General features: G+C 76.1%; 21 protein-coding genes. 16 read left to right on the top strand and 5 right to left on the bottom strand.

What is annotated here, in order from left to right; translation table 11 throughout:
* A partial coding sequence (locus ATM99_RS10925) for an HAD family phosphatase (RefSeq protein ID WP_062102950.1) occupies positions 1 to 679 on the top strand: 679 nt, incomplete at its 5' end.
* A 42-nt stretch (positions 680 to 721) separates the two neighbouring features.
* Here ATM99_RS10925 and ATM99_RS10920 read toward each other — a convergent pair.
* From ATM99_RS10920 to ATM99_RS10910, 3 genes are all read right to left on the bottom strand, one after another.
* Entirely contained in the window at positions 722 to 1,465 is a 744-nt protein-coding gene (locus tag ATM99_RS10920; RefSeq protein ID WP_062102944.1) for an anti-sigma factor, read from the bottom strand.
* A complete protein-coding gene (sigK, locus tag ATM99_RS10915; protein WP_062102949.1) occupies positions 1,462 to 2,034 on the bottom strand; it encodes an ECF RNA polymerase sigma factor SigK in 573 nt (190 codons plus the stop codon). The genes ATM99_RS10920 and sigK overlap by 4 nt, the downstream gene beginning before the upstream one ends.
* 303 nt (positions 2,035 to 2,337) lie before the next feature.
* Positions 2,338 to 3,210 carry a PD-(D/E)XK nuclease family protein gene (locus ATM99_RS10910; protein WP_062102943.1) on the bottom strand — a complete coding sequence of 291 codons (873 nt, stop codon included), beginning with the start codon at positions 3,208 to 3,210 and terminating at the stop codon, positions 2,338 to 2,340.
* Positions 3,211 to 3,313: 103 nt separating this feature from the next.
* Here ATM99_RS10910 and ATM99_RS10905 point away from each other — a divergent pair, with 103 nt between their 5' ends.
* The 4 genes from ATM99_RS10905 to dop all read left to right on the top strand — a co-directional run bounded on the left by ATM99_RS10905 (position 3,314) and on the right by dop (position 9,071).
* Entirely contained in the window at positions 3,314 to 4,444 is a 1,131-nt protein-coding gene (locus ATM99_RS10905) for a site-2 protease family protein (protein ID WP_062102942.1), read from the top strand.
* Between the two features lie 24 nt (positions 4,445 to 4,468).
* Positions 4,469 to 5,542, top strand: coding sequence for a tRNA (adenine-N1)-methyltransferase (locus ATM99_RS10900; RefSeq protein ID WP_082659606.1), 1,074 nt, complete (start codon positions 4,469 to 4,471; stop codon positions 5,540 to 5,542).
* Between the two features lie 154 nt (positions 5,543 to 5,696).
* Positions 5,697 to 7,331 (top strand): proteasome ATPase, encoded by a 1,635-nt coding sequence (gene arc / locus ATM99_RS10895; RefSeq protein ID WP_062102941.1) that lies wholly within the window; start codon positions 5,697 to 5,699, stop codon positions 7,329 to 7,331.
* A gap of 129 nt (positions 7,332 to 7,460) precedes the next feature.
* Positions 7,461 to 9,071: a depupylase/deamidase Dop gene (gene dop / locus ATM99_RS10890; RefSeq protein ID WP_062102947.1), complete on the top strand. Its 1,611-nt coding sequence runs from the start codon at positions 7,461 to 7,463 to the stop codon at positions 9,069 to 9,071.
* A 100-nt stretch (positions 9,072 to 9,171) separates the two neighbouring features.
* On the opposite strand, the gene ATM99_RS10885 is transcribed toward dop, so the two are convergent.
* Positions 9,172 to 13,722, bottom strand: coding sequence for a zinc ribbon domain-containing protein (locus ATM99_RS10885; protein ID WP_150118251.1), 4,551 nt, complete (start codon positions 13,720 to 13,722; stop codon positions 9,172 to 9,174).
* Between the two features lie 182 nt (positions 13,723 to 13,904).
* Here ATM99_RS10885 and ATM99_RS10880 point away from each other — a divergent pair, with 182 nt between their 5' ends.
* From ATM99_RS10880 to hisF, 6 genes are all read left to right on the top strand, one after another.
* Positions 13,905 to 14,099: a ubiquitin-like protein Pup gene (locus ATM99_RS10880; protein WP_062102939.1), complete on the top strand. Its 195-nt coding sequence runs from the start codon at positions 13,905 to 13,907 to the stop codon at positions 14,097 to 14,099.
* A 6-nt stretch (positions 14,100 to 14,105) separates the two neighbouring features.
* Positions 14,106 to 14,954 (top strand): proteasome subunit beta, encoded by an 849-nt coding sequence (gene prcB / locus ATM99_RS10875; RefSeq protein WP_062102938.1) that lies wholly within the window; start codon positions 14,106 to 14,108, stop codon positions 14,952 to 14,954.
* Positions 14,951 to 15,685, top strand: coding sequence for a proteasome subunit alpha (prcA, locus tag ATM99_RS10870; protein ID WP_062102937.1), 735 nt, complete (start codon positions 14,951 to 14,953; stop codon positions 15,683 to 15,685). The genes prcB and prcA overlap by 4 nt, the downstream gene beginning before the upstream one ends.
* A gap of 41 nt (positions 15,686 to 15,726) precedes the next feature.
* Complete coding sequence (gene pafA, locus ATM99_RS10865) at positions 15,727 to 17,088, top strand: Pup--protein ligase (RefSeq protein ID WP_062102936.1); 1,362 nt, start codon at positions 15,727 to 15,729, stop codon at positions 17,086 to 17,088.
* Between the two features lie 183 nt (positions 17,089 to 17,271).
* The gene (locus tag ATM99_RS10860) at positions 17,272 to 18,108 is read left to right on the top strand and encodes an FKBP-type peptidyl-prolyl cis-trans isomerase (protein ID WP_223304994.1); all 837 of its coding nucleotides are present in this window, start codon (positions 17,272 to 17,274) and stop codon (positions 18,106 to 18,108) included.
* Positions 18,105 to 18,875, top strand: coding sequence for an imidazole glycerol phosphate synthase subunit HisF (hisF, locus tag ATM99_RS10855; RefSeq protein ID WP_062102935.1), 771 nt, complete (start codon positions 18,105 to 18,107; stop codon positions 18,873 to 18,875). Before ATM99_RS10860 ends, hisF begins: the two co-directional genes overlap by 4 nt.
* A 42-nt stretch (positions 18,876 to 18,917) precedes the next feature.
* Here the strand turns inward: hisF and ATM99_RS10850 are convergent, their stop codons facing one another.
* The gene (locus tag ATM99_RS10850; protein WP_062102934.1) at positions 18,918 to 19,550 is read right to left on the bottom strand and encodes a TIGR03085 family metal-binding protein; all 633 of its coding nucleotides are present in this window, start codon (positions 19,548 to 19,550) and stop codon (positions 18,918 to 18,920) included.
* 160 nt (positions 19,551 to 19,710) lie between these two features.
* Here ATM99_RS10850 and ATM99_RS10845 point away from each other — a divergent pair, with 160 nt between their 5' ends.
* The 5 genes from ATM99_RS10845 to ATM99_RS10825 form a co-directional block, all read left to right on the top strand.
* On the top strand, positions 19,711 to 21,582 hold the full coding sequence (locus tag ATM99_RS10845) for an ABC transporter ATP-binding protein (protein WP_062102933.1): 1,872 nt from the start codon (positions 19,711 to 19,713) through the stop codon (positions 21,580 to 21,582).
* 38 nt (positions 21,583 to 21,620) lie between these two features.
* Positions 21,621 to 23,411 carry an ABC transporter ATP-binding protein gene (locus ATM99_RS10840; RefSeq protein WP_062102945.1) on the top strand — a complete coding sequence of 597 codons (1,791 nt, stop codon included), beginning with the start codon at positions 21,621 to 21,623 and terminating at the stop codon, positions 23,409 to 23,411.
* Between the two features lie 90 nt (positions 23,412 to 23,501).
* A complete protein-coding gene (gene hisI / locus ATM99_RS10835; RefSeq protein ID WP_062102932.1) occupies positions 23,502 to 23,927 on the top strand; it encodes a phosphoribosyl-AMP cyclohydrolase in 426 nt (141 codons plus the stop codon).
* Positions 23,924 to 25,501 (top strand): anthranilate synthase component I, encoded by a 1,578-nt coding sequence (locus ATM99_RS10830; RefSeq protein WP_062102931.1) that lies wholly within the window; start codon positions 23,924 to 23,926, stop codon positions 25,499 to 25,501. Before hisI ends, ATM99_RS10830 begins: the two co-directional genes overlap by 4 nt.
* On the top strand, positions 25,498 to 25,783 hold a 286-nt coding region (locus ATM99_RS10825; protein WP_190278819.1), incomplete at its 3' end, for a Trp biosynthesis-associated membrane protein. The genes ATM99_RS10830 and ATM99_RS10825, both read left to right, overlap by 4 nt.

Raw genomic sequence — 25,783 nt, 5'->3', positions numbered from 1 at the left:
GCGGCGTCCCGCCGCCCCGGCCGCCGTGCTGTGGGACATGGACGGCACGCTCATCGACACCGAGCCGCACTGGATGGCCGCGGAGATCGCCCTCGTCGAGGAGCACGGCGGCACCTGGACGCCGGCCGACGCGACCGCGATGGTCGGCAGCTCGATGGCGGTGTCGGCCGCGCTGCTCCAGGCGCGCGGCGTCGCGCTCGAGGTGGAGCAGATCGCGCACCGCCTCAACTCGGCCGTCGGCGCCGCCGTCGCGCAGGGCGTGCCGTGGCAGCCCGGCGCGCTCGAGCTCGTGCGCACGCTGCACGCGGCCGGCGTCCCGCAGGCGCTCGTGACGTCGTCCTTCGGCGTCCTCGCGGCCCCGTTCGCGCGGGCCGTCGGGCTGTTCGACGTCGTCGTCGCGGGCGACGACGTGACCCGGCCCAAGCCCGACCCCGAGCCGTACCTCACCGCGGCGCGGCTGCTCGGCGTCGACGTCCGCGCGTGCGTCGCGTTCGAGGACTCCGCGACGGGCCTCGCGTCGGCCGTGGCGAGCGGCGCGCGCGTGGTCGCGGTCGACACGCACGTCGCGATCGAGCCGCCGCGGGGCGTGTCACGCACCGCCTCGCTCACGCGGGTCGACCTGCCGACGATCGAGCGGATCGCCGCGGGCGAGACCCTCGACCTGCGCCACCGGGGCTGACCCGGCGCACGCCGCGCGCCCGGGTGCGCGGCGCGTGCCCGCTCAGGCGTCCGTCAGCACCACCACGGGGTCCGACGTCGGTGCGGTCGAGCCGCCGGCCGGCTCCACGGTCACGGCGAGCGCGTCGCCCGGTCGGAACTCGGTCGTCGCGACGTCGAACCCGCCCGCCGACGTGGCCGAGGTCGCCGACGGCAGCGCGACGCCGTCGCGCAGCAGCCACAGCTGGTAGACGCGGTCGGCGCCGGGGTCGCTCACGCCCGAGGCGGTGACCAGGGCGGAGTCGTCGGTCACGACCGCGACGGCGCGTCCGCCTCCCGCGACGTCGGCGGCCATCAGCCGGGCGTCGGGGGCCGCCAGCATCTGCTCCACCTTTGCGAGCCGCTCCTCGGCCAAGGTCGCGCGGTCCGCCTGCCGCCACGCGACACCCACGGGCACCGCGAGCACGAGCGCGGCGACGGCCGCCACCGCCGCGGTGCGCACCCGCGTGCGGCGTCGGACGCGCGCCGCCGCCAGGTCGTCCGCACCGGAGACCGTGCCGGGGGCCGTGACCTGCGCGGTGGTCGCGACCACCGCGAGCGTGGCGTCGCGCACGCGGGCGGGGACGGGCCGGGCTGTCGCAGCCGCGAGCTCGGCGGCCACCGCCAGCAGCTCGCGCGCCTCGCGCGCCGCGTCGGGGTCGCGCGCCAGCAGCGCGTCGACCGCGGCCCGCTCGTCGTCCGAGACCGCGTCGAGCGCCCACGCGCCGAGCAGAGCCCGCGTGGCCTCGTCGGACCCGTGCTCGCTCATGACACCCCCAGGCAGTCGCGCAGCCGCAGCAGCCCGTCGCGGATCCGGCTCTTGACGGTCGGCAGCGCGGCCCCGAGCCGCGCCGCGACCTCGCGGTAGCTGAGCCCGCCGTAGTACGCGAGCTCGACGGCCGTGCGCTGCGTGTCCGTCAGACCGCCGAGGCAGTGCCGCACGCGCGCAGCCTCGAGGTTGCCCTCGACCTCCTCCGCGACCTCGTCGTAGGGGCGCGGCGCGTCCGCGTCGAGCACCGCCTGGTCGCGGCGCCGCTGCGCCTGCACCGACCGCACGCGGTCGACCGCGCGCCGGTGCGCGAGCGTCGCGGCCCAGGCGCGCGCCGAGCCGCGGGCCGGCTCGAACCGCGGCGCCGTGCGCCACACCTCGACCATGACCTCCTGCGTGACCTCGGCGGCGTGGTCCGGGTCCCGCAGGACCGCCAGCGCGGTGCCGTGGACCAGCGGCGCCAGCGCGTCGTAGACGAGGCCGAACGCCTCCCGGTCGCCGCCGGCGACCAGCAGCAGGTGCTCCTCGACCGAACCGGTCTCGGGCGTCGAGGAGGAAGGGGCCGGCACGGGCGCCAGTGTGCCCCACCGGGCCGGGGACGGCGCGGTGGACGCGGCGGGGCGCGCGCGGAACGGGCGTCGCGGCACCCCGCGGTGCGCCCGGAGCGCGTCGACGTGCGGCCGGGCGGCGGGCGTCCGGTGCGGGGTGCGCGCGGGGTCGCGTCGTGCCGCGTGGTGCCGTGGCGCCGGCGGTCGTGCGTCGTGGTGCCGTGCGATGTCGTGCACGAGGTCGGGCATGTTCGCACACCTCCTCGCTGCTCGCCTGCCGTCGTGGTGGGTTCGGAGCCGAGGGGCCGGCGGATGGCCCGTCGGTCAGGATCCGGGTGTGACGCCGATCGCCCGCTCGACGGCCCCGGCGGGCACCTCGGGCGGGGTCCCGCCGAACGACGGGCAGCGGTCGCGGAAGGAGCACCAGTCGCACAGCCGCGACGTGCGCGGACGCCAGTCGCCGCTGCGCGCGGTGTCCTCGATGCCCGCCCAGATCGACCGCACGCGGGCCTCGAGCGTGTGCATCTCGGACTCGGTGGGCTCGTGGCTCACCACCACGCCGTCGCCGAGGTACGCGAGCTGCAGCCGCTTGGGCAGCACGCCCCGCGTGCGCCACACGACGTACGCGTAGAACCGCATCTGGAACAGCGCGGAGCTCTCGAAGCCCGCCCGCGGCGACCGGCCCGTCTTGTAGTCGACGACCCGCACCCACCCGTTGGGCGCGACGTCCACGCGGTCCACGACCCCTCGCAGCCGCGGACCGTCCTCCAGGTCGTGCTGCACCTGCAGCTCGCGGGCCCGCGGCTCCAGACGCGTCGGGTCCTCGAGCGTGAAGTACGTCCCCAGCAGGCGCCGCGCACCGGCGAGGAACTCCTCGCGGGCCTCGTCGTCCGCGTGCAGGTCGCGGTAGCGGGGCTCCTCCTCGAGCAGCGCGTCCCAGTGCCCGGGCAGCGCCGCGCACGCGGCGTCGAGCGTCCGCTGCGCGGCGGGCAGGTCGAACAGGTGCTCCAGCACGGCGTGCACGAGCGTGCCGCGCGCGGCGGCGGGCGACGCCGGCTCGGGGAGCCGGTCGACCACCCGGAACCGGAAGAGCAGCGGGCACTGCAGGAAGTCGTTGGCGCGCGACGGCGACAGCCCGGGCACGCGCGGCTCGGGCGCGGGGGAGGTGCTGGTCGGCTGCTCGGTGTCCACGCTCACGCCACGAGGGTAGGCGCGGGCGCCGACACCCCCGTCCCCGGCGGGGCCGGGGACGGGCGCGACGTGCCCGACGTCCTCCGGCGGGGACCGTAGGCTGGCGTGCGTGAACGCCCCGTCACCCGCACGCCCGGCCGGCTGGCTGCTCGGGCACGTCGCCGGGGCTCCCGTCGTCGTCGCGCGCAGCTGGCCGCTCGCCGCGGTCGTCCTCACGTTCGTCTTCGCGCCCGCCGCGGCCACCTGGACCACCGGCGGCGGTGCGCTGCCCTACGTCGTGGCATTCGTGTTCGTCGTGCTCCTGTTCGCGTCCGTGCTGGTCCACGAGCTCGCCCACGGGCTCGTCGGCAAGGCCCGCGGCGAGCAGCCCGAGGCGTTCGTGCTCACGCTGTGGGGCGGGCACACGACGTTCCGGAGCGCCGCGGCCACGCCCGGCACGAGCGCGCTCGTCGCGGTCGTCGGACCCGTGGCGAGCATCGCGCTCGCGGGGGCGTTCCTGCTCACGTCGAACCACCTGGCGCCCGCCGGCTCCCTGCTGCAGACCCTGCTGTGGGCCGGTGCCGCGGCCAACGGGTTCGTCGGGCTGTTCAACCTCGTCCCGGGGCTGCCGCTCGACGGCGGCCGCGTGCTCGAGGCCGGTGTGTGGGCCGTCACGCGCGACCGCCACCGGGGCGCCGTCGTCGCGGGCTGGGCGGGCCGGGCCGTCGCGGTCGGGCTCGTGGTCGTCGTGCTGGGCCGCCCGTTCCTGCTCGGCCTGACGCCCGACCTCGTGACCGTCGCATGGGCGGCGCTCATCGGCGCGTTCCTGTGGTCGGGCGCGACCGCGGCGATCCGTGGCGGGCGCACCGGACGCGTCGTGGAGACGCTCACGCTGCGGACGGTCGGGCGGCCCGCGGTCGTGGTCGGTGCGCAGGCGTCGCTCGCGCACGCCCGTGCGACCGCCGCCGCGGCGCAGGCCGCCGAGGTCGTCGTGCTCGCGCCCGACGGCCGCCCCGCGGCGTACGTCGACACCGACGCGGCCGCACGCGTGCCGGCCGAGCTGGCCGGCACGACGAACGTCGTCGCGGTCGCGACCCCGCTGCCCGTCGGCGCGACCGTCGACGGCGCGCTCGAGGGCGACGCGCTGCTGCGCGCGCTGAGCGACGCGTCACGTCACGGACCCGTCCTCGCGGCCCTCGTCGACGGCCGCGTCGTGGCGCTCGTCCGCACGGCCGACGTCGTCGCGGCGCTGCGCGGCTGACGTCCGCCCCTAGACTCGGCGCACGTGACCACCGACCAGACCGCGGACGACCGCGTGCCCGCCGCCGCACCGACCGGGGCGGACGTGCGCCGCGGCCCGTTCCGCGTCGGCGAGCGCGTCCAGCTGACCGACCCGCGCGGTCGCCTGCACACCATCACGCTGCAGCCCGGCGCGACGTTCCACACGCACCGCGGCTACCTGCGCCACGACGAGCTCATCGGCGCGTCGCAGGGTGTCGTGGTGCAGAACACCTCGGGCATCGAGTACCTCGCGCTGCGCCCCCTGCTCTCGGACCACGTGCTCTCCATGCCGCGCGGCGCGGCGGTCGTGTACCCGAAGGACGCGGGCCAGATCGTCACGATGGGCGACGTGTTCCCCGGGGCGATGGTCGTCGAGGCGGGCGTCGGCTCGGGCGGGCTCACGCTGTCGCTGCTGCGGGCCGTCGGCGACGCGGGCCGCCTCGTGTCGATCGAGCGGCGCGAGGACTTCGCCGCGATCGCGCGCGGCAACGTCGAGCAGTTCTTCGGCGGTCCGCACCCCGCGTGGGACCTGCGCCTGGGCGACCTCGCCGACGAGCTGCCGCACGCCGCCGCGCCCGGCACGGTCGACCGCGTCGTGCTCGACATGCTCGCGCCGTGGGAGAACCTCGACGCGGTCGCCACCGCGCTCGCCCCCGGCGGCGTGCTGGTCTGCTACGTCGCGACCACGACGCAGCTGTCGCGCCTCACCGAGGACCTGCGGGCCGACGGTCGGTACACCGAGCCCGAGGCGTGGGAGTCGATGGTGCGCGGCTGGCACCTCGAGGGTCTCGCGGTCCGCCCGCAGCACCGCATGATCGGCCACACCGGGTTCCTGCTGACGACGCGGCGGCTCGCCGACGGCGTGCAGCCCCCGCAGCGCAAGCGGCGTCCCGCCAAGGGGTCGTACCCCGTCGCGGACGACGGCACGCCCGCACCCGACGCCGAGCTCTGGTCGCCCGAGGCGATGGGCGAGCGCGAGACGTCGGCCAAGAAGATCCGCCGCGTGCGGCGCGAGCTGCACGTCGCGCCCGACGACCTGGCCGCGCGTGAGGACGTCGCGGCGCCCGAGGACGACTGAGGGCGTCCACCCCTCGGGACGTCCGGGACACACCCGCCCGACGCACGGCCCGCGTTGACACGGACGGTTACTGTCGTCGGACCAGCAGGCACAGCGTGGTGCTCGGTGGACCGGAGGTAGCACGCACCGCGACGCGGAACGGAGGCCGATCACCATGACGGAACCTGCTGCCGGCGGGCGTGACCTGCAACGCGAGCTCACCGTCCTCGCGGCGAAGAACGAGCGGCTCAGCGAGGCCCTCGTCGCCGCGCGTGAGCAGATCCTCGAGCTCAAGCGCCAGGTCGACGACCTCGCCAAGCCGCCCGGCACCTACGCGACGTTCCTGCGGGCACGCGACGACGGCTCGGTCGACATCGTCTCGGCGGGCCGCAAGATGCACGTCGGGGCCAGCCCGACGCTCGACGTGCACCGCCTGCGCCCCGGGCAGGAGGTCATGCTCAACGAGGCGCTCACGGTCGTCGAGGCCGGCGGGTACGAGCAGGTCGGCGAGCTCGTCACCGTCAAGGAGATGCTCGGCGAGGGCCGCGCGCTCGTGGTCGGGCGCGGCGACGAGGAGCGCGTCGTCCGGTTCGCCGGGCAGGTGGCCGACGCGGGCGTGCGGGTGGGAGACGCGCTGACGATCGACTCGCGCAGCGGGTTCGTGTTCGAGGTGATCCCGCGGGCCGAGGTCGAGGACCTCGTGCTCGAGGAGGTCCCCGACATCGACTACGGCGACATCGGCGGCCTCGGGCCGCAGATCGAGGCGATCCGCGACGCCGTCGAGCTGCCGTTCCTGCACCCCGAGCTGTTCCGCGAGCACGGGCTCAAGCCGCCCAAGGGCGTCCTGCTGTACGGCCCGCCGGGCTGCGGCAAGACGCTCATCGCGAAGGCGGTCGCGCACTCGCTCGCCGCCACCGCGGCGGCGGCGCGTGGCGAGGACGTCGCCGAGGCGCGCTCCTACTTCCTCAACGTCAAGGGCCCCGAGCTGCTCAACAAGTACGTCGGCGAGACCGAGCGGCACATCCGCCTGATCTTCGCGCGGGCCCGTGAGAAGGCGTCGCAGGGCCACCCGGTCGTGGTGTTCTTCGACGAGATGGAGTCGCTGTTCCGCACGCGCGGCACGGGCGTGTCGAGCGACGTCGAGACGACGATCGTGCCGCAGCTGCTCGCCGAGATCGACGGCGTCGAGCGGCTCGACAACGTCATCGTCATCGGCGCGTCGAACCGCGAGGACATGATCGACCCCGCGATCCTGCGGCCCGGTCGCCTCGACGTGAAGATCAAGATCGAGCGGCCCGACGCCGAGGGGGCGCGCGAGATCTTCGCGAAGTACCTCACGCCCGCGCTGCCGATCCACGCCGACGACCTGGCCGAGCACGGCGGCTCGGGTCCCGCGGCCGTCGACGCGATGATCGCGCGCGTCGTCGAGCGCATGTACTCCGAGGCCGACGAGAACCGGTTCCTCGAGGTCACGTACGCCAGCGGCGACAAGGAGGTCCTGTACTTCAAGGACTTCAACTCCGGCGCGATGATCCAGAACGTCGTCGACCGGGCCAAGAAGAGCGCGATCAAGGACCTGCTGGCCACCGGGCAGCGCGGCATCCGCGTCGACCACCTGCTCGCGGCGTGCGTCGACGAGTTCAAGGAGAACGAGGACCTGCCGAACACGACCAACCCCGACGACTGGGCGCGCATCTCCGGCAAGAAGGGCGAGCGCATCGTGTTCATCCGGACGATCGTGCAGGGCAAGAAGGGCGTCGAGGCGTCGCGCACCATCGAGAACGTCACGAGCACCGGCCAGTACCTCTGACCGCTCCGCGACCTCGGTCCGGCGTCCCTCCGGTCGCTCCGGCGACGGACCGGCCGCACGCCGCGGCGGCGGTGCGCACCCCGCGGACGCGCACCGTCGCCGTCGGTGCGCTCACCTAGGGTGGTCGGCGTGACCGTGCGCCGCGTGATGGGGATCGAGACCGAGTACGGCGTCCTGCAGCCGGGCAGGCCGATGGCCAACCCGATGCTGCTGTCGAGCCACGTCGTGGCGGTGCACGCCGCGGCGCGCGAGGCCGGCCGGGGTCGCGCGCGGTGGGACTACGACGACGAGGACCCGCTGCACGACGCCCGCGGGTTCCACCTGCAGCGCGCGTCGGCGCACCCGTCGCTGCTCACCGACTCGCCGACCGTGCCCGCGCCGTCGGGCGACGCGCCGCAGGAGCTGCCGCGCTCCGACGTCGAGGAGTACGAGGACCCGGGCGCCGCCAACGTCATCCTCACCAACGGCGCGCGCCTCTACGTCGACCACGCGCACCCCGAGTACTCCTCGCCCGAGGTCACGAACCCGCTCGACGCGGTCCGCTGGGACCGGGCGGGTGAGCTCGTCATGCTCGACTCGGTGCGGATGCTCGCGAGCAGCCCCGCGCTGCCCGACGTCGCGCTGTACAAGAACAACGTCGACGGCAAGGGCGCGACGTACGGCACGCACGAGAACTACCTCGTCGACCGGGCCGTGCCGTTCGGCGACCTGGTCGCGCGCCTCACGCCGTTCCTCGTGACGCGGCAGGTCTTCACCGGCGCCGGCCGCGTCGGGCTCGGTCAGCGCGGCGAGCACGCGGGGTTCCAGCTCTCGCAGCGCGCCGACTACATGGAGGCCGAGGTCGGCCTCGAGACCACGCTGCGACGCCCGATCGTCAACACGCGCGACGAGCCGCACGCCGACCCCACGCGGTGGCGCAGGCTGCACGTGATCATCGGGGACGCGACCATGCTCGAGGTCGCCACGTACCTGCGGCTGGGCACGACCTCGCTCGTCCTGTGGCTCGTCGAGCAGGCCGAGGCCGGCGCCCCTGCCGCTCGCCGTGCGGTGCAGGCCGTCGACCGGCTCGCGCTCGCGGACCCCGTGGGTGCCGTGCACGCGGTGAGCCACGACCTGACGCTGGCCGAGCGGCTCGAGCTCGCCGACGGCCGCCGGCTGACGGCGCTCGAGGTGCAGGCCGAGTACCTGGGGGCGGTGCGTGCGGCGCTCCCGGGCACCGACGGGTCGGCCGACGCGCAGACGCTCGACGTGCTCGAGCGGTGGGAGTCGCTGCTGCGACGCCTGGGCGACGAGCCCGCGTCGTGCGCGCGGGAGGTCGAGTGGGTCGCCAAGCTGCGGCTGCTCGACGGCATGCGCCGCCGGGACCACCTCGCGTGGGACCACCCGCGGCTCGCGGCGGTCGACCTGCAGTGGTCGGACGTGCGCCCCGAGCGCGGGCTGTACCACCGCCTGCTCGCGGCCGACGCGGTCGAGCGACTGGTGAGCGAGCAGCAGGTGGCGGACGCCGTGCTGCACCCGCCGCAGGACACGCGCGCGTACTTCCGCGGCGAGGCGGTCGCCCGCTACGGCTCGCAGATCTCGGCGGCGAGCTGGGACTCGGTCGTGTTCGACGTCCCCGGCGCGCAGTCCTTGCAGCGCGTGCCGATGCGCGACCCGCTGCGGGGGACGCGCGCGCACGTCGGCGACCTCCTCGACCGCAGCCCCGACGCCCGGACGCTGCTCACGGCGCTCGGCGGCTGAACCGGGTCGATCCCGGGCCGGCCTGCCACGTCTCCCGCGTGACGTCGGCCCGACCGGTCGGCGGCTCCGGGCGGCTGTTCCGTCCGGAGCCGCCCGCACGTCAGCGCATGTCGGCCACGAACCGCACGGCCTCCTTGGCCTCGCGCACCCGACGCTCGTAGGTCAGACCCAGGCCGAGGACGACGGCGCCGCCGACGGCCAGCAGCACCCACCCGTCCACGTCGGCCAGGGCGCGCACCGTCACGGGGCTGAGCACCACGACGAGCGTCGTGAGGACCGACACGACGCCGATCGCGAAGGGTGCCTGCCAGCGCAGCGTCGCCCCGAGGCCGGTCGCGGCGAGCGCGAGCAGGAGCACCGCGCCGAGGCGCAGCGTGCCGGGCCCGGCCAGCCACAGCGCGGCCAGCGGTGCACCCACCGCCAGCGCGACCGGGGCGCCGAGCACGGGCCACGACCTCGCCGCGGCGTCCTCCCGGAGCCGGCGGACGCCGAGCCCCGCGGCGAGCACGCCGAGGAGCGCCCACGGCAGATCGGCCGGCTCCGGCCCGCCGCGCAGGGCCACGGCGACCGTGAGCCCCGTGGCGACCACGAGCCCGAGCGTCACGTCACCGCGCGACGCCCGCCACCACGCGAGCGCCGCGGCGCCTGCCGCGACGACGAGGACGCGTGCGGTCCCGAGCCCGGTGGCGTCGACCGCGAGCAGGGTCGGCAGGACCAGCAGCGTGACGAGCGTCGCACGCGTGGTTCGCCGGTGCCGCCCCGCCGACGCCAGCCGGACCGCCGCGGCGCCCACCAGGCACGTCAGGGCCGCCACGAGCTCGACCCGCAGGGGCGACCCGCCGCCGGGGCGGACCGCGGCCACGACCGCGTCGAGCCACGGACCGGCGGTGGCCACCACGGCGGCTCCGAGGGCCAGCGCGCGTCGCGCACGGGGAGCGGCGGGCGCGGCGCCGTCGGGGGCTGCGGTCGGTGCGGCGAGCCGCGCCATCGCGAGCAGGGCGACCGTCGTGAGGCCCCACTGCAGGGGCCGCGCGTCACCGCCCCGGACGACGAGGGTCGGCACGAGCGCGACCAGCCCCGCGACGAGCCACGCGTCGGGAGCGGGTGCGCGGCGCGTCGTCAGCGTGACGACGGCGAGCGCGACGAGCCCGGCGACCGCCCAGGTGAGGTCGGCAGCGCCGCCGAGCGCGTCGGTCCAGGTGGGGGAGAGCGCCGTCAGCACCAGCCCGCCGACGCCGGCGGCGACCGCCGTGAGGGCCAGGCCCAGGCCGGCCAGCCCCACGCCCCGGCCCGGGGCCTGGGGGGAGGCGCTGGGCAGGTGCAGCCGGCGACCGGTGGCGCCGCCGAGCAGCGCGAGCCCGGCCGCCGCCGCCGAGACGAGCAGCGCGCGCACGGTCGCGGCACCGCTGCGGAGGTCCGCCAGAGCCATCAGCAGCGTCGGCAGCGTCGTGACCACGAGGAGCGCCCAGGGTCCGGCGGTCGACACCGCACGCTGCGCCGCCGCGGCCCGCACCCGGCGGGCGCACAGGACGAGCGCGACGGCCGCGGGCCACGCCCAGACCTCCACGAGCACGGTCCCGTCCGGGAGCGACGGAGCGGTGACGGCGGCCGGCAGCCCGAGGCTCGCCGAGACCGACCGGACCACCGGGCCCAGCACGACGAGGAGCGCACCGAGACCCGCGAGCAGCTCACCGGCCTCGGGCCGACGCCGGACGGCCAGGGCGGCGGTGACGACGAGGGCCGCGAGCGCCGCGGCGACCGATCCGCGGTCGAGCGACCACGGGCCGACCGTCAGCGCGCCCGGCAGCAGCGCCGTCGGCACCGTGACGAACGCCAGCCCGGCCACGAGGAGCCGGGGTGCGTGACGTCGCGCGCGCACCACGCGCCACGCGCCGACCGCCGCGACCACGAGACCGGGGACGGCGGTGTACGGCTCCACCGTGCCCACCCGCTCGGCGCCCAGCAGCGACCACCAGGCGGCGGTGCCCAGCGCGAGCGTCAGCCACCACGCGGACGAACGCCCCGGCGCGAGCGACCACGCGGCAGCGGCCACCGCGGCGACCAGGAGGGCGGGACCGGGTGCGCCGAGCGCCGCAGCCGCCCCGACGCCGGCGGTCGCCACGAGCCACCCGGTGACCTCCGCGGCGTACCGGACGACGGGCTCGCGCGTGCGTGCGAGCAGCACGGCGCACGCGGCGGTCAGCCCGCCCACGACGACCGCCGCGAGGGCCGTCGCGTCGGCCGAGGGCACGCCGGTCGCCGCGTGCAGCGTCACGACCGTCAGGGCGAGCACGGGTGCGAGCGCGGCCGCACCCAGCACGGCGTGGGTCGAGCCCCACCGCCGTGAGCCGAGCAGGAGCACGACGACGACCGCCAGGGCCGTCGTCGCCGCGACGACCGGTGCCGCGACGGTCAGGGGGGACGGCCCGTCCGCCGCGGCGGCGTGCGCGACGGCGGCGAACCACGTGACGCCGACGCCGAGCGCGGCGCCCGTGAGCGCGGCGTCCCGCTCGGCGGCACCGGTGCCGCGCACGAGCGCCCGCACCAGCAGCGCACCACCCACCGGCGCGACCACGAGTGCCGCCGCGACCACACCGGCCAGGCCGAGCGCCGCACCGGTGCACGTGCCGGCGGCCAGCAGGAGCGACGCGGCGACGAGGGTGGAGCCGCCGGCCGACGCCGGACCGCTCGACCACCGTCGCGCGAGCACCGCCAGCACGGTCGGTGCGAGCAGCGCGACGGCGACCCACGCCGGGTCGGGCAGCGCGGCGAGCACGCCGAGCGTCGCGGCGAGCACGGCACCCGTGCGCGCCGCGGAGGGGTGCAGCCGACGTTCGCTCACGTGCAGCGCGGCGACGGCCGCCGCGGCCCCCAGGACCACGACGGGCAGGACCGCGACGGACGGCACGAGCGCGGACGCGGTCACGGGGGACGTCGCGACGACGAGCGCGACGCCGCCGTGGGCCGCGACGCGCGCGAGCCGGCGGGCCTCACCCGTCAGCCGTCGCAGTGTCAGCACCGCGAGCGCCACGGCCACGACGACCGCGAGCGTCGGTGCGAGGGTCGCCACGGGTGAGGTCGGGGCGTCGGCGGCATCGGGCGCGAGGCGCACCGCCGTCTGCGCGCCGAGCACCAGCACGGGCCACACCGCGATCGTCGCGGCCGTGGCGAGCGCCGCCGTCGTCGCGGTGTGCACGTGACCCGCCACGGATGTGGCCGCGCCCGTCGGCACCGGCGCGGCGTCGACGGGCGCGGACGGACGGGGGCGCAGGAGCAGCAGGGCACCGGCGGTCAGGCACGCACCGACGGCCGCGGCCTGCACCGCGGTGCTCGTGCCGACGGCCGGGACGGTCGCCGTCGCGGCGGCGGCCGCGACCGCGACGGTGAGGACCGTCCCGGCCGTGCCCGCCCAGGCGCGCCCGAGGTCGTGACCCGGCGTCGCCGCCGGCGGCCGACCTGCGTCGACCAGCAGCTGGGCGACCAGCAGCGGCACGGCGGCGGCGAGCAGCGCGACCAGCGACCACGGTGCGGACCACAGCTCCAGCAGCGTCGCGACGGCGGCCATCGGGAGCGCGAGACCCAGCGTGAGCGCGGCGGCGCCCCGGAGCACCAGGCGCTCGACGCGGCCGGCGGACCACGGCGGTGCGGCGCGCACGAGCGTGGTCGCGGCAGCCGCCAGCAGCAGCGCGACCGTGCCGACCGGCCGCGGCACGACCGGCAGCCAGGCCAGCGGCGCGAGCGGCAGCAGCACGGCGCCGGCGGCCGCGCCGATCCGCAGGTGCGACCGGGCCCCCCAGACGGTGAGCAGCAGCGCGCACACGAGCAGCGACGCCGCGGCCTGGCCCGTGCCGTCCCCGACCGCCACGACCCCGGTCGCCCGCAGCGCCCACGCGTCCAGGAGCAGGAGCACGACCGCGACGGCGCCGACCGCCTCGGCTCCCTGGCGCAGCGCGCGCGAGCGCAGCCACGACGCGAGCGCGAACACGACCAGGGTCCCGACCGCCACGACCGCCGCGCGTCCCCGCAGGCCCATGACGTCCCACGCGAACACGAGGAACGTGATGCTGGCCGCCGCGAGCAGCGACGCGCCCACGACCTGCAGGATCGTCTGCACGCGCCACGGTCGGCGGGCCGGCGCCGGAGCGGTCGGCCGCGCGCGGCGGACGGCCGACGCGGGGTGCGGGGGCGTCGCCGGGACGACGGCGGCGGGGCGCGAGGTCGCCGCGGGTGCGGGCGCCGCGGGGACCTGCGTCGTGGGCGGCACGGCCGCGGGGACACCCCCGCCGGTCGCGGCCGCGGTGCCCGCGACGCGTGCGGGTGGTGCCGACGTCACGGGTGCCCCGGGAGCCGTCGTCCGTGCGGCGTGCGCGGCCGCCACGTGCTGCGGCGCGGGTGCGGCCGCGGCCGCCGGCGCGGTACGCCGCGCGGCCTGCGCCGCACGCACCGTCGCGATGCGGTGCTCCCGCGCCTGCAGCGCGCGCACGGCCGCCTGGCTGTCCTGCCACACGAGCAGCCCGTCGGGGCCGGACACGTCCAGGCCGCACGCCGGGCAGCGGCCCGAGCGCAGGGGGGTCGTGCACGCGGGGCAGACGGTGGCGTCCTGCAGCGCCGCGAGGGTGCGCGCGTACAGCGTGTCCGGGACCGAGGTCATGGCGGCATCGTGCCAGGTGGTGACCTCGTCGCTCAGGTCGTCCACAGGGAAGGACGCGACGGGGACCTCCGGGCGCGTCGGCGGTGTCCACCACCCGGCCGCACACGTCACGCGCGCGGGTGGTTGGGCCTAGGGTGGGCCACGCGGGGACGCGGCACGCTCCCGCAGGGACGGAGGTCACCATGTCCGAGCAGGAGCACGTCCGGCGTCGTCACGACGACGAGCCCGTCGACGAGCCGGCCACGCCCGCACCCGCGGCGGCGAGCGCGCAGGCGCGCGACGCCGAGGTGGACGCGCTGCTCGAGGAGATCGACGACGTCCTGGAGCAGAACGCCGAGCAGTTCGTCCGCGGGTTCGTGCAGAAGGGCGGTCAGTGACCGCCGATGGTGCACTCCTGGTCCGGCCCCGCGCAGCCGTCCTCGGGTCGCCTGCCGCACGCCTTCACGACGCCCGGCACGTCGTCGTTCGTGGAGTTCCTCGCGGGCCACGCGCCCGAGCTGCTGCCCGGCAACCGTCCGCTCCCCGCGGGTGACGTGCAGGCGCCGCACGGGACCACGATCGTCGCCCTGACCTTCGACGGCGGCGTGGTCGTCGCGGGCGACCGGCGCGCCACGATGGGCTCGATGATCGCGAGCCGGCACATCGAGAAGGTGTTCCCGGCCGACGAGTTCTCGGCCGTGGGCATCGCCGGCACGGCCGGGCTCGCGATCGAGCTGGTCCGGCTGTTCCAGCTCGAGCTCGAGCACTACGAGAAGATCGAGGGCAGCCTGCTGTCGCTCGACGGCAAGGCGAACCGCCTCGCGACGATGATCCGGGGCAACCTCGGCCTGGCGATGCAGGGGCTCGCGGTCGTGCCGCTGTTCGGCGGGTACGACCTCGACCGGGGCGTCGGGCGGATCTTCTCCTACGACGTCACGGGCGGTCGGTACGAGGAGCACGACCACCACGCGGTCGGCTCGGGCTCGGTCTTCGCCCGCGGGTCGCTCAAGAAGCGCTGGCGCGCGGGCATGGACGCCACGGACGCCGTGCGCGTCGCGGTCGAGGCGCTCGTGGACGCGGCGGACGACGACTCCGCCACGGGTGGGCCCGACACGGCGCGCCGGATCTGGCCCGTCGTCGCGACCGTCACCGCGGCCGGTTACCTGCGGGTCCCCGACGACGAGCTCGCGACGGCCGTCGCCACCGTCGAGCAGACGCGGTCCGACGTGCGACGCGAGGGGGACACCCGATGAGCATGCCGTTCTACGTCTCGCCCGAGCAGCTCATGAAGGACCGGGCCGACTACGCGCGCAAGGGGATCGCGCGGGGACGCTCGGTCGTCGTGCTGCAGTACGACGACGGCGTCGCGTTCGCGACCGAGAACCCCTCGCGCGCGCTGCACAAGATCTCCGAGATCTACGACCGCATCGCGTTCGCCGCGGTCGGCAAGTACAACGAGTTCGAGAACCTGCGCGTCGCGGGCGTGCGCTACGCCGACCTGCGCGGGTACTCCTACGACCGCGTCGACGTCACCGCGCGCGGGCTCGCCAACGCGTACGCGCAGACCCTCGGGACCGTCTTCACCACCGAGTCCAAGCCCCTCGAGGTCGAGCTCGTGGTCGTCGAGGTCGGGCGCGAGCCCGCGGGTGACCAGATCTACCGGCTGTCCTACGACGGCTCCGTCACCGACGAGCACGGCTGGGTCGTCATGGGTGGGCAGGCCGACCGGCTCGCGGGCGTCCTCGAGAGCGGCTGGCGGCCCGGCATGACGTTGTCCGAGGTGCTCGGCGTCGCGGTGCGCGCGCTCGGGTCGTCGGGCGAGGACGGCGAGCCGCGGGCGCTGGACGCGTCGCAGCTCGAGGTCGCGGTGCTCGACCGCACGCGGCCGCGCCGCGCGTTCCGCCGGCTCACGGGGGCGCTGCTGGAGGACGTGCTCGGCGGCGCGGGAGCGCCGGGTGCTGGGGAGGGTCCGTCGTCCGCGTGAGGCGGGACGGGCCACGCGGACGAGCCGACGGGGAGTGACGCATGGACAGGCGCATCTTCGGTCTGGAGACCGAGTACGGGGTCACGTGCGCGGCGCAGGACGGCCGCGGGCTGTCGGCCGACGAGGTCGCGCGGTACCTGTTCCGCAAGGTCGTGGCGTGGGGGAGGTCGTCCAACGTCTTCCTGCGCAACGGCTCACGGCTGTACCTCGACGTCGGGTCGCACCCCGAGTACGCGACCGCCGAGTGCGACGACTGGCGCCAGCTCGTCACGCACGACCGTGCGGGTGAGCGCATCCTCGAGGGACTGGTCGAGGACGCGCAGCAGCGGCTCGAGCACGAGGGTCTGCCCGGGCGCATCCACCTGTTCAAGAACAACACCGACTCGGCCGGCAACTCCTACGGCTGCCACGAGAACTACCTCGTGCGGCGCCAGGGAGACTTCGCGCGCCTGTCCGACGTGCTGGTCCCGTTCCTCATCACGCGGCAGGTCCTGACCGGCGCGGGCAAGGTCCTGACGACGCCCCGCGGCGCGGTGTACTGCCTCTCCCAGCGGGCCGACCACATCTGGGAGGCCGTGTCGAGCGCGACGACGCGCTCGCGCCCCATCATCAACACGCGCGACGAGCCGCACGCCGACGCCGAGCACTACCGCCGGCTGCACGTGATCGTCGGCGACTCCTCGATGTCCGAGACCACGACGATGCTCAAGGTCGGCTCGACGGACCTGCTGCTGCGGCTGATCGAGGCGGGCGTGCCGATGCGCGACCTCAGCCTCGAGAACCCGATCCGCGCGATCCGCGAGATCAGCCACGACATGACGGGCAAGCAGCCGGTCACGCTCGCGACCGGGCGCACGGTCACCGCGATCGACCTGCAGGAGGAGTACCTCGCGCGGGTCTCGGAGTTCGTGACCTCCGAGGTCGGCCCCAGCCCCGAGACCAAGCAGGTGCTGGACCTGTGGGAGCGCGGGCTGCGCGCCCTGCGCACGGGGGACCTCTCGCTCGTCGACCGCGAGCTCGACTGGGTCATCAAGTACCGGATGATCGAGCGGTACCGGGCCAAGCACGACCTCGAGCTGTCGGACGTGCGCGTGCAGCGCCTCGACCTGGCGTACCACGACATCTCGCGCACCGAGGGGCTCTACAACCTGCTCGCGGCCCGCGGCCTGGTCGAGCGCGTGACGACCGACCTCGACGTCTTCGAGGCCACCGCGGTGCCGCCGCAGACCACGCGCGCGAAGCTGCGCGGCGACTTCGTGCGGGCGGCGCAGGACGCGCGACGCGACTACACGGTCGACTGGGTGCACCTCAAGCTCAACGACCAGGCGCAGCGCACCGTGCTGTGCAAGGACCCGTTCCGCAGCGTCGACGAGCGCGTCGAGCGGCTCATCGAGTCCATGTGACACGAGTCCCGCGCGGTGCGTGCACGCGTCGGACGTGCGGGGACGTCGATCAGCGCGCTCCCGTACAGTGAGGCCCCGTCCGGCGCGCGCCGGACGTGCCGCGCCCTTTCGACGCGGCGGCGGGCGAGCTCGGGAGGCGTGGACGTGCGGGTGCTGGCAGGAACGCGCCGTGCGGTGGTCCTGGTGGTCCTTGGGCTGCTCCTGGCGGCCTGCGGGACGACCGTGACGGAGGACCCAAGGGTCACCGTCACGGGCAGCGCGGGGCAGGCGCCGACCGTGACCTACCTGACGCCGCTGGCGGTCGAGTCGACGCAGCGTGACGTGGTCTGGCCCGGCACGGGTGCCGAGCTGGTCGAGGGTGCGCCCGTGCTCATCGACTTCTGGCTGGAGAACGCGACCGACGCGAGCCTGGTCAAGGAGAGCTACTCGACCAGCCCGACGCCGCGGCTCATGACGGTCGAGGACCTCGGGGTCGACCTGTACGAGACCCTCAAGGGGCAGCAGGTGGGCGCCCGGCTCCTGCAGGTCGCGCCGGGGGGTTCGGGCGCCGACTACCCGACCGTGACGGTGCTGGACGTGCTGCCGACGCGCGCCGAGGGCGAGCCCGTCGCTCCCGACGCGGGACTGCCCGTGGTGGGCGACGCCGACGGGGTGCCGACGCTCACGGCGACGGGGACCCCGCCGCCCGACGAGCTCGTCGTGCAGCCGCTCGTGCGGGGGACGGGCGCGCAGGTCGCGGCCGGCGACGTGATCACCGTGCAGTACGGCGGCTTCGCGTGGGACGACGGCACGCTGTTCGACTCGACCTGGCAGCGCGGTCTGCCCGTGTCGTTCCTGCTGTCCGACGTCCCGCCGTGGGCCGAGGGCCTGGTCGACCAGCCGACCGGGAGCAGGGTCATGCTGGTCGTGCCCCCGTCGTACCCGCTGGGCGTCACCGACGCCGAGGAGCTCGCCGGCAAGACCGTCGTGTTCGTCATCGACATCCTGGCGACCGGCGCACCGGCGCAGGTGGCGCCGTGAGCCTCGCGCTGCGCGTCATCCCGTGCCTCGACGTCGACAAGGGGCGCGTCGTCAAGGGCGTCAACTTCGCGAACCTGCGCGACGCGGGCGACCCCGTGGAGCTGGCCCGGCGGTACGACGCCGAGGGCGCGGACGAGGTGACCTTCCTCGACGTGTCGGCTTCGGCCTCGGACCGCGAGACGACCTACGACGTCGTGCGCCGTACCGCCGAGGAGGTGTTCGTGCCGCTCACGGTCGGGGGCGGCGTCCGTTCGCCCGAGGACGTCGACCGGCTCCTGCGGTCCGGCGCCGACAAGGTCGGGGTGAACACGGCCGCTATCGCCCGGCCCGAGCTCATCACCGAGATCGCCGACCGCTTCGGGTCGCAGGTGCTCGTCCTGTCCGTCGACGCGCGCCGCACGACGGGCGACGTGCGCACGGCGTCCGGCTACGAGGTGACGACGCACGGCGGCCGACGTGGCACGGGGATCGACGCCGTCGAGTGGGCGCACCGCGCCGCCGAGCTCGGGGTGGGGGAGATCCTGCTCAACTCGATGGACGCCGACGGCACGACCGCGGGCTTCGACCTGCAGATGATCGCCGACGTGCGGGCGCGCGTGCGGGTGCCCCTCATCGCGTCCGGCGGCGCGGGCACCGTGGAGCACTTCGTCGAGGCCGCGCGGGCGGGCGCCGACGCCGTCCTGGCCGCGAGCGTCTTCCACTTCGGGACGCTCACGGTCGGGCAGGTCAAGGACGCGCTGCGCGCCGCGGGCGTCGTGGTGCGCTGACCGCCGCCGCCGGGCACCGGCGCCCGGCGCCCGGCGCCGCGCTCACGGTCCGGTGAGGAGCTCGCGGACGGCCGCGACGTCGTCGTCGGCGCCCACGAGACGCACGTCCGCGGCCTGGAGGCGGCCCGACACCGCGAGGACCAGCTCGCCGACGCCGCCGCGCAGGACCACCGACCCGTGGCCGGACCGCGGGGAGCGGACGGCGGCGCGCCTGCCGTCGTCGCGGACCAGAACTGTCCCCACCGGCAGCCGGCGCAGCCGCAGCGGGGCCGTGCGCACGAGCTGCGCCCAGAGCACCTCGGCCAGCTCGTCCGGCAGGTCGCGCGCGGGCACGGGCCCGTCGCCGCGGCGGAGGTCCTCGTGGTGGATGAAGTACTCGCTGACGTTGACGGCGTCCCCCGCCCACGCGAGCGGGCTCCAGCGTGCCGGCGGGTGCGCCACGCGGTCGACGAGCGAGGCGTAGCCGTCAGCGTCGGCGGCGGTGTCGGCCAGCCGCTCGGTCGCCGCGGCGAGACCGCCGCGCACGGCCCCCGCGGCGGCGACGGGGTGCTCGCGCAGCACGAGGTGCGCGGCGAGGTGGCGTGCCTGCCAGCCGCGGCACAGCGTCGGGTCGTGCGGGTCGGCGGCGCGCAGCGCGTCGGACAGCCACGCGCGCTCGGTCTCGTGCCAGGTCATGCCACGGGATCGTGCCACGTCCGGGGGCCCGCGCGCGTGGCGCGAGACCGGCCGTCGCCGTGTCGGACCCCCGTGAGAGGATCGCGGCATCCCCTTTCCGTCAGGAGTGTGATCCGCCGTGCCCGCGCGCCCTCGGCCCGCCGACGCCCCTCCGGGCTCGATGCTCCGCGGCTCCGTCGCCCGTCGATCGGTCGCCCTGCTCTGGCGAGGTCTGCGCTCGCACCCGCGCACGTACACGGCGGCGATCGCCACGTCGGCGGCGTTCGGCGCGCTCACGGTCGCGGTGAGCCGCGTGCTCGGCGCGACGACGGACCAGGTCGTCGTCCCGGCCCTGGCGGGGTCGCAGGAGGCGCAGGGACGCATCTGGCAGGCCGGTCTCGCGCTCGCGCTCGTCGCGCTCTCGCTCGCGCTCGCGGTCGCGGGGCGGCGCATCCTCGCGGGCATCGGCGTGGCCGACCTGCAGGCCGACCACCGGCGCGCCGTGACGCGGCAGTACCTGCGGCTGCCCATGTCCTGGCACCGGCGCCACCCGACCGGGCAGCTGCTGTCGAACGCCGGCTCCGACGTCGAGGCCGCGACCGGCGTCTTCAACCCGTTGCCGTTCGCGCTGGGCGTCGTGGTGATGATCGCGGTGGCGACCGTGGCGTTGCTGCGCACCGACGTCTGGCTGGCCGTCGCGGCGCTCGTCGTGCTGCCGCTCGCGGTCGTCGCCAACCTCGTCTTCCAGCGCCGCATGACGCCGGCGATCACGCGCGCGCAGCAGCTGCGCGCCGAGGTGGCGGACGTCGCGCACGAGAGTTTCGAGGCCGCCACGCTCGTGAAGTCGCTCGGCACCGAGGACCGCGAGGACGCCCGTTTCACGCGGCGTGCCCAGGAGCTGCGCGACGCCAACGTGCGCGTGGGCGTCGTGCGTGCCGTGTTCGACCCGGTGATCGACCTGCTCCCCAACCTCGGCACGCTGCTGGTGCTGCTCGTGGGGACGCACCGCGTCGCCGCCGGCGCGATCGGCACGGGCGACGTCGTCGCCGCGGCCTACCTGCTGACGCTGCTGGCCGTGCCCGTGCGCGCGTTCGGCTGGGTGCTGGGCGAGCTGCCGCGCGGTCTGGTCGGCCACGACCGCATCTCGCGCGTGCTCGACGCCGGCGGCATCCCCCTCGACGGCTCGACGCCGCTCACGCCCCGCGCGGGCGGGGCCGACGTGCGGCTGCGCGGCGTCCACCTGCGCGTGCCCACGGCCGACGGCGAGGTCGAGCTCCTGCACGGGGTCGACCTGCACGTCGCGGCCGGCCGCACGCTCGCGGTCGTCGGCGCGACCGGCTCGGGCAAGTCCACCGTCGTGGGTCTCGTGCCGCGGCTGTCCGACCCGTCGTCCGGCGTCGTGGAGGTCGACGGCGCCGACGTGCGCGACGTCCGCCCCGCCGACCTCGCGGCGCAGGTCGCGTTCGTGAGCCAGTCGACCTTCGTCTTCGAGGACACCGTGCGCGGCAACGTCACGCTCGCGGACCCCGACGACCCGCACGCGCCGACCGACGACGACGTGTGGGCCGCGCTGCGCGCCGCGCGCGTCGACGACGTCGTGCGTGCGCTGCCCGGCGGGCTCGACTCGCCGCTCGGTGAGCGCGGCGCCAACCTGTCCGGCGGTCAGCGGCAGCGGCTCGCGCTGGCCCGCGCGCTCGTGCGCCGGCCCCGCGTCCTCGTGCTCGACGACGCGACGTCCGCGGTGGACCCGCGCGTCGAGCGCGACATCCTCACGGGGCTGCAGGCGGCCGACGGCGCCGCCGGACCGACCGTCCTGCTCGTCGCGTACCGCATGTCCTCGGTGCTGCTCGCGGACGAGGTGGTGCACCTCGACGCCGGGCGGGTCGTGGACCGCGGGACGCACGCCGAACTGCTCGTGCGCGACCCGGGGTACCGCGAGCTCGCGACCGCCTACGAGCGGGAGTCGGAGCGTCGCGAGCGCGAGCGCGCCGACGAGGACGCGCCCGAGGTGTGGGACGAGGACGATGTGACGGTCGAGGGAGGACGCAGGTGAGCACGGGGGTTCCGCCCACGGTCGAGCGCGACGCGCGGATGGCGCCCGCGAGCACGCTCGGCGTGCTCGCGACGCTCCGACGCGGCGTGCAGGTCTCGCCCGAGATGCTCGACGGGCTCGCGCTGACGCTCGGCCTCGCGGTGGTCGCCGCGGTCGCGCGCGTGCTCGTGCCGATCTCCGTCCAGCAGACCGTCGACACCGCCGTGCTCGGCGCCGACGGCGTGGACGCGGCACGCGCCGCCGCGCTCGTCGGCCTGGCCGCCGCCGGGCTCGCGGTGGGGGCGGCGTGCTCGGCGCTCGTCAACGTGCGGCTCTTCCGCTCGAGCGAGTCGGGCCTGCTGACCCTGCGGACGCGCGCGTTCCGCCACGTGCACGACCTGTCGGTGCTCACGCAGAGCACCGAGCGGCGCGGGTCGCTCGTCTCGCGCGTCACGTCCGACGTCGACACGATCTCGATGTTCGTGCAGTGGGGCGGCATCATGCTGCTCGTCTCGGTGCTGCAGATCGTCGTCGCGACCGTGCTGATGGCCGTGTACTCGTGGCAGCTGACGCTGCTCGTGTGGGCGTGCTTCGTGCCGCTCGTCCTCGTGCTGCCGCGCCTGCAGCGCGGGGTGAACCGGCGCTACTCGGAGGTGCGTGAGCGCTACGGCGCGATGCTCGGCGCGGTGTCCGAGGCGGTCGTCGGCGCCGAGACCATCCGCGCCTACGGCGTCGCCGAGCGCACGCAGCGCCGCATCGACGCGGCCGTGGCCGCGACGCGGCGTGCGATGGTGCGGGCGCAGAACCTCGTCGCCGTCGTGTTCTCCTCGGGCGTGCTCGTGGCGAACCTCGTGCTCGCCGTGGTGGTCGTCGCGGGCACGTGGCTCGGGGTCGCCGGCGAGCTGTCCGTCGGTCGGGTGCTGGCGTTCCTCTTCCTCGTGCAGCTGTTCACCGGTCCCGTGCAGATGGCGACCGAGATCCTCAACGAGCTGCAGAACGCGGTCGCGGGGTGGCGGCGCGTGCTCGGCGTGCTCGAGACCCCGGTGGACGTGCCCGACCCCGGGCCGGACGCCGTCCCGAGCCCGCGCGGTCCCGCGACGCTGTCGTTCGAGGGCGTCGGCTACGCGTACCCGGGCGGACCGCCCGTCCTGCAGGACGTCGACCTGCGCATCGCGGCGGGGACGTCCGTCGCGGTCGTGGGCGCGACGGGCTCCGGCAAGACCACCCTCGCGAAGCTCGTCGCGCGCTTCATGGACCCCACGGAGGGTGCGGTCCGGCTCGACGGGGTCGACCTGCGCGACGTCGCGTCGAGCGACCTGCGCCGTCGGGTCGTCCTGGTGCCGCAGGAGGGCTTCCTGTTCGACGGCACGCTCGCGCAGAACGTCGCCTACGGCCTGCGGGACGAGAGCGACCCCGACGCCGACGCGCAGGTCGCGGCGCGCGTGCGGGAGGCGGTCGACGTGCTCGGGCTCGACGCGTGGGTCGCCGAGCTCCCCGCGGGCCTCGCGACGCCCGTCGGCCAGCGCGGCGAGCTGTTGTCGGCCGGCGAGCGGCAGCTCGTCGCGCTCGCCCGTGCGAGCCTCGCGGACGGCGACCTGCTGCTGCTCGACGAGGCGACGTCGGCGGTCGACCCGGTCGCCGAGGTCCGCATCGCGCGCGCCTTGCGGGAGCTGTCCCGCGGTCGCACGACCCTGACCATCGCGCACCGGCTGTCGACCGCCGAGGCCGCGGACCTCGTGGTCGTCGTGCACGCCGGGCGCGTCGTCGAGGTCGGCACGCACACCGAGCTCGTCGCGCGCGGCGAGCACTACGCGTCGATGCACGCCGCCTGGGTCGCGCAGACGCGCTGACCGGGCGGCCGCGGACCGCGATCCCGCGGACGCGCACGGGCGTCGTGGACGGGACGGTCCTCGGTCCGGCGGCCGTGGCAGGATCGTCGCGTGCCGCAGACCGACCCCACCACGACCACGACGGGCGGCCGCGTCGCCCGCAGCGACCTCGACCCCGCCGTGGCCGCACGCCTGCGTCGCGACGACGCCGGCCTCGTCGCCGCCATCGTCCAGCAGCACGACACCCGCGAGGTGCTCATGCTCGGCTGGATGGACGACGAGGCGCTGCACCGCACCCTGACGAGCGGCCGCGTGACGTTCTGGAGCCGCTCGCGCCAGGAGTACTGGCGCAAGGGCGACACGTCGGGGCACGTCCAGCACGTGCGCTCGGTCGACCTCGACTGCGACGGCGACGCGCTGCTCGTCACGGTCGACCAGGTCGGTGCCGCCTGCCACACCGGCACCCGGACGTGCTTCGAGGCGGGCGGCCCGCTGCCCGTGACCGGCGACGCGACCGACCGAGGAGGCCGGTCGTGACCGAGCAGCCCACGCCCGCAGCGTCTCGTGCGACCGTCGCGGACCTCGCCTGGGGCGCGACGTGGCCGACGGCGCAGACCTTCCGCGAGCTCGCCGCCGACCGCCGCGTCGTCCCGGTCGTGCGCCGCCTCCTCGCGGACGACGTCACACCCGTCGGGCTGTACCGCACCCTCGCGGCCGGGCGGCCGGGCACGTTCGTGCTCGAGTCCGCCGAGTCGGACGGCACGTGGGGCCGCTGGTCGTTCGTCGGCGTGGCGTCCCGCGCCCGGCTGTCCGTCCGCGACGGCCGCGCCGCCTGGTCCGGCGACGTGCCCGTGGGCGTGCCGACGGAGGGTGACGTGCTCGACGTCCTCGGCCGCACCCTCGAGGTGCTGCACACGCCGGGGATCGAGGGTCTGCCGCCGCTGACCGGGGGGCTGGTCGGTGCGCTCGGCTGGGACGTCGTGCGGCACTGGGAGCCGACCCTGCCGGCCCGGGCGCCCGACGAGCTCGGGATCCCCGAGGTCGCGCTCCTGCTGGCGTCGGACCTCGCGGCGGTCGACCACGTCACGGGCTCGGTGTGGCTCGTGGCGAACGCGATCAACTTCGACGCGACCGACGAACGTGTCGACGACGCGTACGCGGACGCCGTGCGGCGCCTCGACGACATGCAGGCCGCGCTGCGCCGACCCGCCCCCCCGGCGCCCGCGGTCGTCGACCCCGACGCCGTGGTGCCCGAGCTCGAGTTCCGCAGCACGCGCGAGGAGTTCGAGGACGCCGTGGTGCGGGGCCAGGAGGCGATCCGCGACGGCGAGGTCTTCCAGGTCGTGCTGTCCCAGCGTCTCGACCTGGACTGCCCGGCGGAGCCGATCGACGTCTACCGGGTGCTGCGCACCATCAACCCCAGCCCGTACATGTACCTGCTCGCGCTGCAGGACGCCGACGGGCACGACTTCGCGGTGGTCGGGTCGAGCCCGGAGACGCTCGTCAAGGTCAGCGACGGCCACGTCACGACGTTCCCCATCGCCGGGTCGCGGCCGCGGGGGGCGACACCCGAGGAGGACCGGGCGCTGCAGGACGAGGTCCTCGCGGACCCCAAGGAGCGCGCGGAGCACATCATGCTCGTCGACCTGTCCCGCAACGACATGACCAAGGTGTGCGAGCCGACGAGCGTCGAGGTCGTCGAGTTCATGGCGGTGCGGCGGTTCTCGCACATCATGCACATCTGCTCGACGGTCGTCGGTCGGCTGCGGTCCGGTGCGACGGCGCTGCAGACGTTCATGGCGACCTTCCCGGCGGGCACGCTCTCGGGCGCGCCCAAGCCGCGGGCGATCGAGCTGATCGACGAGCTCGAGCCCGCCCGTCGGGGCGTGTACGGCGGCACGGTCGGGTACTTCGACTTCGCCGGCGACATGGACATGGCCATCGCGATCCGCACCGCGGTGATCCGCGACGGGCGTGCGAGCGTGCAGGCCGGCGGCGGCGTGGTCGCGGACTCGGTCCCGGCGCTCGAGTACGAGGAGTCGCGCAACAAGGCCGCCGCCGCGGTGCGGGCCGTCCAGCTCGCCGCCAGGCTGCGGCGCGACGTGCCGTGAGCGGCGACCGGCCGCGGCGGGCGCGCTGGGTCGTGCTGCTGCTCGCGGGTGCCGCGTCGGTGGGACTCGTGGCCCTGCCGACCTGGGTCCGGGGCACCGGCACCTCGGCGCTCGAGGGGGCGGTGGGCGTCGACGTGACGGGTGGTGCTGCCGCGCCGCAGACCGGGGGAGCCGCGCTCGTGCTGCTCGCCGCCGCGGGGGCGCTCGCGCTCGTCGGGCGCGCGGGGCGGGTCCTCGTGGCGCTCGTGGTGGCCGGGGCCGGTCTGCTCGTCGGCGCGGCGG

It is taken from the genome of Cellulomonas sp. B6 (assembly GCF_001462455.1).
Taxonomy (GTDB): domain Bacteria; phylum Actinomycetota; class Actinomycetes; order Actinomycetales; family Cellulomonadaceae; genus Cellulomonas.
Note: the sequence above shows the minus strand (reverse complement) of the source record. Positions and strands in the feature narration are given on the sequence as shown.

Excerpts from the sequence above, each read along its gene's own strand:
- ATM99_RS10920 (WP_062102944.1), bottom strand. The coding sequence starts at position 1,465 with ATGAGCGAGCACGGGTCCGACGAGGCCACGCGGGCTCTGCTCGGCGCG.
- arc (WP_062102941.1), top strand. The coding sequence starts at position 5,697 with ATGACGGAACCTGCTGCCGGCGGGCGTGACCTGCAACGCGAGCTCACC.
- ATM99_RS10885 (WP_150118251.1), bottom strand. The coding sequence starts at position 13,722 with ATGACCTCGGTCCCGGACACGCTGTACGCGCGCACCCTCGCGGCGCTG.
- ATM99_RS10880 (WP_062102939.1), top strand. The coding sequence starts at position 13,905 with ATGTCCGAGCAGGAGCACGTCCGGCGTCGTCACGACGACGAGCCCGTC.
- prcB (WP_062102938.1), top strand. The coding sequence starts at position 14,106 with ATGGTGCACTCCTGGTCCGGCCCCGCGCAGCCGTCCTCGGGTCGCCTG.
- prcA (WP_062102937.1), top strand. The coding sequence starts at position 14,951 with ATGAGCATGCCGTTCTACGTCTCGCCCGAGCAGCTCATGAAGGACCGG.
- pafA (WP_062102936.1), top strand. The coding sequence starts at position 15,727 with ATGGACAGGCGCATCTTCGGTCTGGAGACCGAGTACGGGGTCACGTGC.
- ATM99_RS10850 (WP_062102934.1), bottom strand. The coding sequence starts at position 19,550 with ATGACCTGGCACGAGACCGAGCGCGCGTGGCTGTCCGACGCGCTGCGC.
- ATM99_RS10845 (WP_062102933.1), top strand. The coding sequence starts at position 19,711 with ATGCTCCGCGGCTCCGTCGCCCGTCGATCGGTCGCCCTGCTCTGGCGA.
- ATM99_RS10840 (WP_062102945.1), top strand. The coding sequence starts at position 21,621 with ATGGCGCCCGCGAGCACGCTCGGCGTGCTCGCGACGCTCCGACGCGGC.